Annotated in this window: 13 protein-coding genes; 3 read left to right on the top strand and 10 right to left on the bottom strand. The window is 65.6% G+C overall.

What is annotated here, in order from left to right; genetic code table 11:
- Positions 1 to 164: 164 nt before the first annotated feature.
- Positions 165 to 1,052: an aromatic prenyltransferase gene (locus ACQPYR_RS27955; RefSeq protein ID WP_433621922.1), complete on the bottom strand. Its 888-nt coding sequence runs from the start codon at positions 1,050 to 1,052 to the stop codon at positions 165 to 167.
- Positions 1,053 to 1,393: 341 nt separating this feature from the next.
- Positions 1,394 to 2,086: an NAD(P)H oxidoreductase gene (locus tag ACQPYR_RS27950; RefSeq protein ID WP_433621921.1), complete on the bottom strand. Its 693-nt coding sequence runs from the start codon at positions 2,084 to 2,086 to the stop codon at positions 1,394 to 1,396.
- Positions 2,087 to 2,217: 131 nt separating this feature from the next.
- Between ACQPYR_RS27950 and ACQPYR_RS27945 the strand changes: the two genes are divergently transcribed.
- On the top strand, positions 2,218 to 3,153 hold the full coding sequence (locus ACQPYR_RS27945; RefSeq protein WP_433621920.1) for an AraC family transcriptional regulator: 936 nt from the start codon (positions 2,218 to 2,220) through the stop codon (positions 3,151 to 3,153).
- 89 nt (positions 3,154 to 3,242) lie between these two features.
- Here the strand turns inward: ACQPYR_RS27945 and ACQPYR_RS27940 are convergent, their stop codons facing one another.
- Positions 3,243 to 3,623 carry a winged helix-turn-helix transcriptional regulator gene (locus ACQPYR_RS27940; protein ID WP_433621919.1) on the bottom strand — a complete coding sequence of 127 codons (381 nt, stop codon included), beginning with the start codon at positions 3,621 to 3,623 and terminating at the stop codon, positions 3,243 to 3,245.
- A 137-nt stretch (positions 3,624 to 3,760) separates the two neighbouring features.
- Between ACQPYR_RS27940 and ACQPYR_RS27935 the strand changes: the two genes are divergently transcribed.
- Positions 3,761 to 4,168, top strand: coding sequence for a RidA family protein (locus ACQPYR_RS27935; RefSeq protein WP_433621918.1), 408 nt, complete (start codon positions 3,761 to 3,763; stop codon positions 4,166 to 4,168).
- A gap of 41 nt (positions 4,169 to 4,209) precedes the next feature.
- On the opposite strand, the gene ACQPYR_RS27930 is transcribed toward ACQPYR_RS27935, so the two are convergent.
- A complete protein-coding gene (locus ACQPYR_RS27930; RefSeq protein WP_433621917.1) occupies positions 4,210 to 4,467 on the bottom strand; it encodes a hypothetical protein in 258 nt (85 codons plus the stop codon).
- Entirely contained in the window at positions 4,467 to 4,784 is a 318-nt protein-coding gene (locus ACQPYR_RS27925; RefSeq protein WP_433621916.1) for a hypothetical protein, read from the bottom strand. The genes ACQPYR_RS27930 and ACQPYR_RS27925 overlap by 1 nt, the downstream gene beginning before the upstream one ends.
- Positions 4,785 to 5,093: 309 nt before the next feature.
- Here ACQPYR_RS27925 and ACQPYR_RS27920 point away from each other — a divergent pair, with 309 nt between their 5' ends.
- Positions 5,094 to 6,365, top strand: coding sequence for a hypothetical protein (locus ACQPYR_RS27920; protein ID WP_433621915.1), 1,272 nt, complete (start codon positions 5,094 to 5,096; stop codon positions 6,363 to 6,365).
- On the opposite strand, the gene ACQPYR_RS27915 is transcribed toward ACQPYR_RS27920, so the two are convergent.
- From ACQPYR_RS27915 to ACQPYR_RS27895, 5 genes are all read right to left on the bottom strand, one after another.
- Complete coding sequence (locus tag ACQPYR_RS27915; RefSeq protein ID WP_433621914.1) at positions 6,362 to 7,069, bottom strand: 2'-5' RNA ligase family protein; 708 nt, start codon at positions 7,067 to 7,069, stop codon at positions 6,362 to 6,364. The genes ACQPYR_RS27920 and ACQPYR_RS27915 overlap by 4 nt on opposite strands.
- A 126-nt stretch (positions 7,070 to 7,195) precedes the next feature.
- Positions 7,196 to 7,453, bottom strand: a complete 258-nt coding sequence (locus ACQPYR_RS27910) for an HPr family phosphocarrier protein (RefSeq protein ID WP_433621913.1) — start codon at positions 7,451 to 7,453, stop codon at positions 7,196 to 7,198.
- A 28-nt stretch (positions 7,454 to 7,481) separates the two neighbouring features.
- On the bottom strand, positions 7,482 to 9,863 hold the full coding sequence (locus ACQPYR_RS27905; RefSeq protein WP_433621912.1) for a fructose-specific PTS transporter subunit EIIC: 2,382 nt from the start codon (positions 9,861 to 9,863) through the stop codon (positions 7,482 to 7,484).
- A gap of 11 nt (positions 9,864 to 9,874) precedes the next feature.
- Entirely contained in the window at positions 9,875 to 10,825 is a 951-nt protein-coding gene (locus tag ACQPYR_RS27900; RefSeq protein ID WP_433621911.1) for a 1-phosphofructokinase family hexose kinase, read from the bottom strand.
- A complete protein-coding gene (locus ACQPYR_RS27895; RefSeq protein WP_433621910.1) occupies positions 10,822 to 11,589 on the bottom strand; it encodes a DeoR/GlpR family DNA-binding transcription regulator in 768 nt (255 codons plus the stop codon). The genes ACQPYR_RS27900 and ACQPYR_RS27895 overlap by 4 nt, the downstream gene beginning before the upstream one ends.
- Positions 11,590 to 11,595: the final 6 nt, after the last annotated feature.

Raw genomic sequence — 11,595 nt, 5'->3', positions numbered from 1 at the left:
GCGGTGCTGTTCGCTCGACCGTGCGGCGTACCGCCACGAACGCCCCAGAACAGCATCAGGCTGGGCACGATGTAGAGAAGCAGTTCCCCCGGACGTGGTAACCGACGACCGTGCGTGCGGTCTGTGCGGTTATCGGGCCGACCGGTCCTCCCGAAACAGATTCGTCAGGTCGGGCGGGGTGTGGTTCCGCCTGGGAAGGTGGCGACGCGGACGCCCGCGTATTCGGCCTGGACTTTGTAGTAGCGGTCGGTCGGGCCGTAGGCGGCGTAGAAGACGAAGCCGCGGGCTTCCGGGTCGGCGAAGGGTGCTTCGGCGACGAAACGGGCCAGGACCGGGTCGAGATGGGTTGGGAAGCTGGATGGTTCGCAGCGCACCGGGAAGCAGATGCGCTCCATGTGCGATGAGGTCCAGGAGAAGGTGCGGTAGAGGTTGAAGGTGCGGGTGAGTAAGGCGAGTTCGGTTTCGGTCGGTGCGGTGAAATCGAGTTCGGCCAGGATCCCGGTGATATCCGCGGGCGCGAGATGGCCGGGCTCGAAGACGTTCGAGTAGAGGTTCATTGTGCGGGCGTCGAAATCTACTGCGAGAATCCCGATTCGGCCGCCATAGCGCGATAGGTGGTCGGCGTGCGCACGTGCCGACTCCGGAATCCCGGCGAAGCCGAGAACCCGCTCCACACTGAGCAATTCGGGAAAGACCAACCAGATCTTCTGCACCCCACCGGCCAGTGCGAGATCGACACCCGAACTGACCGGCACCTCGGCCGCGATCTGGGCCAGCAACTGCTCCATCGGATGTCCGGTGTAGGTGAGAAGTCCTGCGGCACAGAGTTTCTCGATGAGTTCGGTCGGCTCGCCCTGGTGCATCACCCGGGCGTTGACCTCGCGCTCACCCACCGGATGCGTGGTGGTGCGCACGCCGACAACGGAGTTGGTCCACAGCTCAGCCAGGGTCTCTAGTACGGGATCTACGATCGCGGCGTCGTAGCGAACCTCGGCCAGGCGCGCATACTCTTGCAGATCCTTCCGGAGTTGATCGAGTGTCCTTGCGCTCATGACGTTCATCGTCCCGGAAACGTCCGTCCGATCGCAGCACTTCGCATGATCTCGCGGGTGTTGTCATGAGTCCTGCTGGTAATTCTGTTGATCGCAGATTCCGGGGAATGCCAAACCCCCGCCGCCGGGGGCTTTTTCGATGCGACGGTGTCTGCCTTCGTTGGTCAGATCCATTTGGTCGATGGCGGCGACGTGGAATGTGGACAGATGCCGCGCTCGACCGCGTGGCGGTCTCGGTAGACGGTGGTGTCGAACACGGTTGCCGCCACCGGCCGACCCGCGTTTGCGGCGGTGGTCTGGTTCGGTCTGCCGCCCAGCGGCGGGAGGGAGGCCGTCAGTGGTCAGGCCGGAACCCTGTCGGTGGCGAGGAAATCATCGAGGAAGCCCAGCGCCCGGTCTTCCAAGCCCGCATAGTGGGCTTCGCGGACCGCGCCGGTGAGTGCTTCGTCGAACAGCAGATTGCCCGCGGCATCCAGGCGCTGCCGCATTTCTTCCGCGCCGGGCAACAGCCCCATCGACGACTGTGTGAGGCCGCAGTAGTAGGCGATACCGTCGTTGAGTTGCGCGCTCAGCGCATCCTGCATGAGCTCGACGACCGCGTCGTCGTCTGCCACACCCGCCAGGCCGAGCCACAGCATCCGCTTGCCCGCGAGCCGTGGTTTGCTGCGGCCGTAGGCGAATCCGTAGTTCCACACCCGATCGATCCAGCCCTTCAGAATCGCCGGGACCTGCATCCAGTACACCGGGAACACCGCGACGATCACGTCGGCGGCGAGGATGCGCCGCATATGGTTCTCGACTTCGGGGGAGTATGCCTTCTCCCGGTTGCCCCATTCCGGGAGGTCGGCGGCGGTCATCCGGGGATCGAAGTTCTCGGCATGCAGGTCCAGCAGGTCGATCCGGTAGCCGAGCGCGGCGAGCCGCCGGGTGGTCAGTTCGGCGATATGGGCGGTCAGCGAATCGGGCCGAGGGTGAGCGACGACGACCAGCGCGGTACGGGTGGTCGTGGTGTCCACGGTCGGGTTGTGCTGCACGGGGCCTCCTCTGTGGGTCCGGAGTTCCGGACGATCGGTTGTGCGGTCTGGGTTTCATTCCACACCCCGGGCAATGGACGATCTATGGGTAAGGATCTACATTCGATAGGAGTTCGTCTACGCTCGGTGGTGTGGATCCATTGAGCAAACTGCTGAGCGGAATCCGTGCCGAGGGAGCTGTGCTCACCAACGCGGTCTTGGAAGCACCGTGGAGGATCCGGTTCGCCGACGAAGCACCGCTGACCATGGTCACCGTGCTGCGCGGTGCGGGAACACTGCTGCTGCCCGGCGGTCTCGAGCGTCGGATCACGGTAGGGGACACCGCGATTGTGCGCGGCCCGGAAACGTTCGTCCTCGTCGACCGCGCGGATACCGTCGGCCTGCCGCACGAGGAATACGAGGTCGCCTGCTTCGCGCCGGACGCGAAATGCGATCCCGCGCTGGACGGCAGTCGCTGGGGGAACGACCCCGCCGGTGAGACCGCTCTGATTGTCGGGGCCTATCGGGCGTCCGGTCGGCGCCACGAACGGCTGCTGCGTGCTCTACCACCCGTCCTGGTCGTCACCGACGATGTGGAGGTGTGCGCGTGGATGGAGTCGATCGCCGCGGATGCGGCCCGGCGTCCGGCCGGAGCGCAGGCGATGATGGACCGGCTGCTCGACTGGGCGTTGGTGTGCACGCTGCGCGACTGGTTCGACCAGCTGGACGCTGACGCGCCGGGTTGGTATCGCGGTCCGGCCGATCCGGTGGTCGGTCCGGCGTTGGAGGCAATGCACGGAAAGCCGTCCGCCGGTTGGACGGTCGCGTCGCTGGCCTCCGTGGCAGGGGTATCGCGGGCGCTGTTCGCACGGCGCTTCTCCGAGGTCATGGCGCGGTCGCCGCTGGCGTATCTGACCGAATGCCGGATGGATGAGGCGGAGGAACTACTGGCCGACCGGAGTCTCACCGTGGCGCAGGTGGCGAAGGCGGTCGGCTATGCGGACGCTTTCGGTTTCAGTGCGGCGTTCAAGCGACATCGGGGTATCCGCCCCAGCGATTTCCGCGCCACCGCCGATCTCGGAGCATGAAGCCGTCGGGGCCGCTTGCGCAATCGGGCTGTCGCCGACTCCGGCACTGAAATCCGTTGTGATGGCGCGCCTTCCACATTCACCGACCGTCAGGCTTCGAAGCGTCGCCGGGCGGACTCGATGTGCTGGAAGTATCGGTAGGTCCACTCGCACATTCCGTCGACCGTCGCTCGAAGTCCGTGGCCTGCTTCGGTGAGGGTGTATTCGACCCGCGGCGGGACGGTTGGGTGGACGGTCCGCTCGGCTAGGCCGTTGCGTTCCAACATACGCAGATTCTGGGTCAGCATCTTGTGGCTGATGCCCTCGACTCGGCTGCGCAGCTCGCTGAAGCGCAGGGTGCCATCCCCCAGGGCCTCGATGATCAACAGCGCCCACTTGTTGGCAACTTCGGAGAAGATCTCCCGCCCCAGGGAGTCGGCTCGCCGCAGGTCGGCATCCTCGGCCGAGCCGCTGAGCTGCTTGGTCACCATACGGTTCCTCAGTCACTGAAAAGTGCGTTCTTCCATGTCAACGCTCACTCTCCTACAGTTCCTGAGTAACCACAAGAGACCAAAGGGTCGCTTGACGAACACGGGCTTGCTGAAGCCAGGACAAGGAGCCGGACAACATGGCCATCACACTGAAGAACCCCGAGGGACTGCCGAAAATCGATGTCTACCGGCAGGTGGCGATCGCCTCGGGTTCGAAGTTGGTCTTCATAGCCGGGCAGGTCGCCTGGGACGCGGAAGGGATCACGATCGGCGAGGGCGACCTCGCCGCGCAGGTCGAACAGTGCTACCTCAACATCGCCACCGCACTGGGCGAGGCCGGCGGTTCCTTTGGCGACGTAGCGAAACTGACCTTCTACGTCGTCGACTGGACTGCCGACAAGATGCCCGCTCTCCTGGAGGGAATCTCCCGGGCGACCGCGAAGCTGGGGGTCACTCCGGTGCCGCCGACCACGCTGATCGGCGTCGCGGCCCTGGACATCCCCGAGCATCTGGTCGAGATCGAAGCCACGGCAGTCCTCGACTGAATCTGTACAGCCAGTCCAGGAACGCCGGTGCCCGACCTCCATCAGGACGTTTCCGTGTCGCGAACGCTGATCGGCGTGACGGTGATCGCGTCGGCCCTATCCAGGTCGGCATCCGAATCGGAGATCCAACCGTCCTCGTCGACCGGGCTCAGCCAGCCGTCTGACGCGCGCTGATAGATCGCATCGCTGTCGACCGGAGCGCGGGCGAGCTTGTGGTTGGTGTCCGCATGGAATTCGGCGAGCAGGGCCCGGACGGACGGGGCTATCTCATTCCAATAGAACGGCGATACCTCGAACATCAGCGTTGTGCTCCCAACGGATTCGGCAGATCCTCCATATTCATCAGTGCGGACCAGTAGTCATCGCGAAGCGCGTCCCACAGGTCGGCATGCTTGGGAAGTAACTCCCGAGCGTCGGCCAGATCGGGATACGGATCGAACACGACCGTTCCGGGCGGCGCTACCGGAAGCGGTGTGCGCGCGGGCAGACGATAGCCGGTGAACGACTCGGTAGTGAGCTGCACGCGTAAGACACGTGCCGAGAGCCCCGCCAACTGCCATACCGCGAGCTTGCGACCGTCGTGTGTTTGCGTGGTACGCAATCTATCTCGGCACATCACGCCTCCTCGAGGTTGGCGCGCCCGGTGCCGGGGGACTCGGCACCCCGGCACCGAGACGACTCGGTGGGCACAGGCAGATTTGCCCATTCGCGGACCGCGCTCGCGAACAGTTCGACTGCATCGGATGGTGCCCCGCTGTAGCTGGTTGGCGGACCGATGAATGGATCACGCTGCGGCAGTGTCGAATTGGTCATCACAGATCAACCATCTCTCCGGTTCCCGACTGATTGAAGCCACACCACCGCTACGGAACCTCTACGCTGCGACTACAGACCAACGATTGCGGGTGGGCGGATCGTGATGATCGTGAGTTGGACAGGTATCGAGGTGCACGTCATGCGCGTGGTGGCGCTGCGTGTGACACAAAAGGAGTTCGCCGAGGTCATCGGGTACACCGAAGCAGTTGTGCGCAAATGGGAACGGCGGGGCGCGACCATCACCCTTGCCGGGCAATACGCCGCAGCGATGGACACGCTCTTGCGCCGCCTCGATGCAGAGCAACTCGAGCGGTTCGAGGCGCGCGTCAACGGTGTCCCCGAGAATTCGGCCGCTTCGCCGACCTCGCTTCGAGCAGTCGGCGCTGAGGGGTTCGAGGACGGCCTCGAGATTGCCGATCGAATGCCACGCCTCAGAGACATCGACGCCGATGACGATGTAGCCGCCGTTCTGGCGCTTTCCATCGATGATTTGGTCGAGCGTTACGAGCTCGAAGGCCCGCGAGTTCTCGCGCCGGAGGCGGTCGCGGCGCGCCGACGAGTTGAAGAATTGTTGCAGCAGCGGCGTCATCCGGTGCAGATCGCCCATCTCTATCGGATTGCGGGACAGTTGTCCGGTGTCCTCGGGTATATGGCGGTCAACCGAGGGATGTTCAGCCGCGCAAAGATGTATTGCCGAGAGGCATCTGCTATCGCGACGCGTACGGAGGACCGCGATCTGCACGCTTGGGTGCTCGGCACCCAGAGCTTCTGCGCCTATTACGAAGGGCGTTTCGCGGAATCGGTCGCGCTGGCGCGCGAAGGGATCCGCCTGTCGGGCCAGACTCCTCAATCAATTCGTCTGTACTCGAATGGGCTCGCCCGTGCATTCGGCAAGCTGGGCGATGCGGCTGGAGTCGCGGATGCGATCGATCGCGCGACCGAAATAGCGACCAGGCACAAAACCGGGCCGGGGCTGACACCGGCGCTGACTTTTGTCCCATATGGCGAGGCTCGACTCATGGCCAATGCGGCGACTGCGTATCTGTCGGCTGGCGAATATGAGCAGGCGTTGCAGTTCGGTCGATATGTCGAGGATCGAGTGAACGATTCAGACTCGGTCTGGAGTCGTTCCCTGGTCCGCCTGGATATTGCGACCGCACTCGTTCGGCAACAATCCGCAGAGGTCGAGCATGCTGTGCAGTTGGGGATCGAGGCGCTGGCTACATCGAATGCTCGGCCGATTCGGTCGGTGTGGCAGCGTGCGCACGAGCTAGGTGACGCGATCGGGGCGGTATCGACATCAGCATCCAAGGAGTACATAGAAGCACTGCACGAATGGTCTTCTTCGGCGCGATACTTCGCCGCGCCGGAGGATGGCTAACCGTCCAACGGTATGACCGCCTGGTCACGCCAGACGTACTTTCTCCCATCGCGTCGCAGTTCGACAAGGTGCACGTTGTCGACTCGAACTGTGACCGGTGCGAGTTCGCGCAGTTGTCTGACCGCATCGACGAGGCCGTTCGCCGTCTGTTGTTTGTTGATGTAAGCGATTCCGAGATGCGGTCGGAATTCTGATGTTTCAGTCAGTCGGCTGCTCGGCCGAATAGTGAGGGTGCATTCCCTCAATGACCGGTGAAGGTCGAGCAGTGGCTCCCATGGAGCAACCGAAAACCTGACAGCACTGCGGGATCCAGCGAGCGGGCCGACGCTCAGATCAAATGACTTGAATCCGGCCAGCTGTTGATGAGCGAGATGGGTCAGTCGCGCGAGTTCGGCGTCGGGTACCTGATCGGTGTTGCCGATGCTCAGTAAGGTGAGGTGCAAGCTGTTCAAGGGCACGGGGTCGAGGGTGTCGGTACCGAGCTGAACCTGGCATTCCGAGGCCAGGTCGGCAAGTGCCGGATCACTGAACGTCAGATACCAGTAGTAGCCGGATCGGCCGGATGCCCAGCCCTTCAACGTCCAGTGGTCATCGAGTTCGGTCAGCTCCCGGAACGCAGACCAGTCGTTTCTTCGGATGATGCTGGGCTCTGCTGTCGACGTCGGACGCAACGGGGGGAACGGGCGTTTCGACGTGGCGGTCATGGGGCGGCCGAACTCTCTCTCAGCTCTCGCGATCTTCCGGTGGCGAGTTTACGGGTCGCAGTCGGCGCCCTACATGGTGCAGACGATCCGATGGGGCCGGGGATCGGCGTGAACTGCCGGATCCGCTCAGGCGTCGAGGTCGGTGGCTACAAGCTTCGCTACCAGCTCGAGTGCGTTCGGGTCTTCGCTGGTGACAACAACCTCGGTGCCGTAGGCGGCGCCGAGGGTCATGATCATTAGCGCGGAGCCTGCGTCTACGGGGTCGCCGCCTACGAGGGAAAGGGTTACCTCGGCGCCGGAGTCGGTGACTGTTTCGGCGATGATGTTGGCCGGGCGGGCGTGCAGGCCGATGGTGGAGGCGACGGTGACGGTGGTGCTGGCCATGGGGATTCTCCTTGGGTGAGAGGGGGTTTCAGGCGGTGGCGAGGGCGGGGATGCGTGGTTTGATGAATTCCTTGGCGGCGGTGACGCAGAGGGCGGCTACGGCGGTGCCCGCGACGAGGGCGGCGAGGAACCAGACGATGTGGCCCACCGCGAAGAAGACGAAGATGCCGCCGTGTGGTGCGCTGAGCGTGGTTCCGGTGGCCATGATCAGCGCACCGGTGACCGCGCCACCGGCCATCATCGAGGGGATCACGCGCAGCGGGTCGGCGGCGGCGAAGGGAATCGCGCCTTCGGAGATGAAGGAGGCGCCGAGAAGCCATGCGGCCTTACCATTTTCGCGTTCGGCCGTGGTGAACAGGCGGGGCCGCAGCACGGTGGCCAATGCCATGGCCAGCGGCGGGACCATGCCCGCGGCCATGACGGCGGCCATAATGCGCAGCGAGGCCGGGTCGGTGACCGAGAGTCCGGCTACCGCGAAGGAATACGCCGCCTTGTTGACCGGGCCGCCGAGGTCGAAGCACATCATCAGGCCGAGGATGGCGCCGAGGGCGAGGGCGGAGGTGCCGGTGAGGCTGTTGAGCCAGTTGGTGAGGCCGCTGGTGATCGCGGCGAGCGGCTTGCCGAGGAAGATGAACATCAACGCGCCGACGATCAGTGAGGCGAACAGCGGAATGACCACGACCGGCATGAGTCCGCGCGCCCATTGCGGGGCAGGCGATTTCGCCACCCACAGGGCCGCGAATCCGGCGATCAGACCACCGACGAGGCCGCCGAGGAATCCGGCGCCGACGAAGACGGCCACCGCACCGGCGGTGAATCCCGGGGCGAGACCCGGTCGGTCGGCGATGGCGAAGGCGATATATCCGGCGAGGGCCGGTACCAGGAAGCTGAATGCCAGCGAACCCAGTTGGAACAGCACCGCGCCGAGGTAGGTTGGTAGGCCGCCGTCGGGTAGTGCCGTCAGTGAGTTGTCGAGCACGATCTTCTTGGCGTGGTCGGCGATTTCGTAGCCGCCGAACAGGAATCCGAGCGCGATGAGCAGGCCGCCCGCGGCGACGAACGGGATCATATAGCTGACGCCGGTGAGCAGGATCTGTCGCAACCGGGTTCCCCAGCCGAGTGCTGCCGGAGCCGAATCACCTTCGGGGCGTGCGGATCCCGCAACTACCGCCGCGGTCGGGTCGAGGGCAGCGCGCAGTGCGTCGGCGACCATGGTGTCGGGCTCGTTGATCGCGCGCTTGACTCCGGATTCGACGACCGGTTTGCCCGCGAACCGTTCCCGGCCGCGGACACCGACGTCGGTAGCGAAGATGACCGCGCTCGCGGCGGCGATGGTTTCGGAGCTCAGCGGGGTGCTGCCGCTGGAACCCTGGGTCTCGACGTGCACCGTGACGCCCGCACGGTCACCGGCGGCGACGAGGGAGTCGGCGGCCATGTAGGTGTGGGCGATGCCGGTAGGGCAGGCCGTTACCGCGACGATCGTGCGCCCGGCAGCGGTGTCGGTCGCGTCAGCCGAAACACCCTCGGGCGCCAGCATTGTCGTGCTAGGCGATGCGCCGTCTCCGGTCGCTGCCAGAGTGGTTGTGCCGTTTGCGGCGTCTTCTGATGTGCCGATCGAGGCGGCGGGCGTGGCGTTCGAATCTGTTTCCGACACGGCTGCGCCGATCGAAGGCGCTGGTGGTGCGGGAGTGCCGTTCGCGGCTGCCTGGGATGCGCCGCCGTGAGTTGCATGGGACGTGGCCGGGCCTGCGGAAGCCGCGCCGTTCGCAATGGGGGCGGCCGTACCGTTCGAATCTGCGGGGGACGCGGATACACCGTCTGTCGCAGCGGGTGCGACTGTACCGTTCGAACCTGCCTGGGACACTTGTGCGCCTCCGGTCGAAGCTGCGCCGGGAACGCTGCTCGAAACAGCCTCGGCCGCAGCCCTTTTAGGCGTCATCGCAGGCTTCTGCGCAAGCACATCCGTAACGAGCGCAACTACCTCATCAGCACTCGCGGCCCCCCGTAACGACCCCACGAACTCCGGCCGAACAAGCGCCCGAGCCAAACTCGACAGCAACTTCATATGCTCCGCACCAGCACCCTCCGGCGCGGCAATGAGGAACACCAGATCCGCTGGCCCGTCAGCTGCACCGAAATCCACCGCGGGCTTCAACCGGGCGAATCCGAGCGACGCACTGGTCACGGCGGAATTCCGGCAGTGTGGAATCGCAATCCCGCCGGGAAGCCCTGTCGCGGACTGTGATTCGCGCGCCAGTGCCGCATCACGCAATGCCTCGGCAGAGGTAGCACGCCCGTGGTCGGTCAGGCGCTGCGCGAGCGTCGCGATCACCGTCTCCTTGGCGCTGCCTAGGTCGGTATCGAGGCTGATCAGCTCGGTGGTGATGATCGAATCAGGGGAGTGGGCCATCGCAGTGTCCTTCAGCGACTGTGCAGGGATTCCAACGTCGTGACGGCCACGGCGCGGGGGTCGGTGTGGTGTGGACCGGGCAGCCCGGTCCCCGGCAGCGCGGCGGCGGCGCTGCCGTAGGCGACGGCGCGGCGCAGCCGATCCGGCGCGTCCAGCCCGTCGAGGTCGGCGAGCAGGTAGCCGGCCAGCGCGGAATCGCCTGCTCCCACGGTGCTGCGCGGAGTAATGGCGGGTGCGGCGGCATGCCATGCACCGTCCGCGGTGACGAGTACGGCTCCGGCCGCGCCGAGCGTCGCGAGCACGGCACCGACCCCGCGAGCGACCAGTGTGCTCGCCGCATGGGCGGCGGCGACCGGATCCTCCAACTCGACGGGGTCACCGTGGGTGAGCTGGGCCAGTTCGTCGGCATTCGGCTTGAGTAGTTGCGGCGCAGCCGATTCCAGTTCGGCGGCCAGTGCGAGCAGGGGAGCGTCGGAGGTATCGACCGCGATCCGGACGCCGCGCAGCCGGTGCAGCAGATACGCGTACCAGTCGGTGGGGACGGCGGGTGGGAGGGATCCGGACAGCACGACCCAGCTCGCCGTATCGGCGAGTGCATCGAGCTGATTCGCCAGTGCGGCAAGGCATTCGGCGGACAGTGATGGTCCGGGTTCATTGATCTTCGTGGTGGTGCCATCGCGTTCGGCGACGGTGAGATTGGTGCGCGCCGCGGTGGCGCACGGCACCGCGCGGTGCTCGATATCGGCATCGGTGAGCATGCGCAGCAACGGATCACCGCCATTGCCGGGCAGCACCGCAATGGTCTGGCACCCGGCGGCGGCGATCACCCGGGAAACGTTGACCCCCTTGCCGCCGGGCTGGGACAGCGCGGTCTCGGCCCGGAGCACGGCACCGCGCCGCAACGGTTCCCGCAGGCTGACGGTGCGGTCGATACTGGGATTCGCGGTGAGCGTGACGATCATGCCGTGACCACCTCGATGCCGTACTCGGTGAGTTCGTTGTGCACCGAAGGCAGCAGCCCGGTATCGGTGACCAGCACATCGAATTCCTCGACCGAACCGAAGCTGAGCAGATCCTCGCGCCCGACCTTCGTGGCGTCGGCGACCACCACGACCCGGTGGGCGCTGGCGATCATGGCGCGCTTCACCGCCGCCTCGTCGGGATCAGGGGTGGACAGTCCGTGACCGATGGTCAGGGCATTGGTGCCGATGAATGCCACATCGACCCGCAACTCACCGAGCACCCGCAAGGCCTCCGCGCCGACCGCGGCCTGCGTGACACCCCGCACCCGGCCACCGATCAGATGCAGCCGCACTCCGGCGAATCCGCTGAGCCGGGCCGCGATGGGCACCGAGTTCGTCACGGCGACGAGCTCGCGGTCGGCGGGCAGGGCGGCGGCCACCCGCGCGGTGGTGGTCCCGGCATCGAACAGCACGCTGCCACCGGTCGGCGGCAAGTAGTCGAGGGCCGCCTTGGCGATGCGGTCCTTCTCGGCGGCGTGCGTGTGTTCGCGCTCGGTGGTGCCGAGTTCGATCGCGGTGAGCGCCGCCGCGGGCACCGCACCGCCGTGCACCCTGCGGATCAGCCCCATCCGATCGAGGACCGCCAGATCTCGGCGCACGGTTTCGGTGGTGACTCCGTACTGCTCGGACAGAACTGCGACCGATACGCGCCCGCGTTGCCCGACCAGGGCGGCGATGGCCTGCTGGCGCTCCTCTGCGTACATCCGGTC

Origin of the sequence: Nocardia sp. CA-120079 (genome assembly GCF_050955745.1) — a bacterium.
GTDB lineage: Bacteria > Actinomycetota > Actinomycetes > Mycobacteriales > Mycobacteriaceae > Nocardia.
The sequence above is the reverse complement of the archived record's forward strand: the minus strand, read 5'-3'. Positions and strand labels throughout refer to the sequence as shown.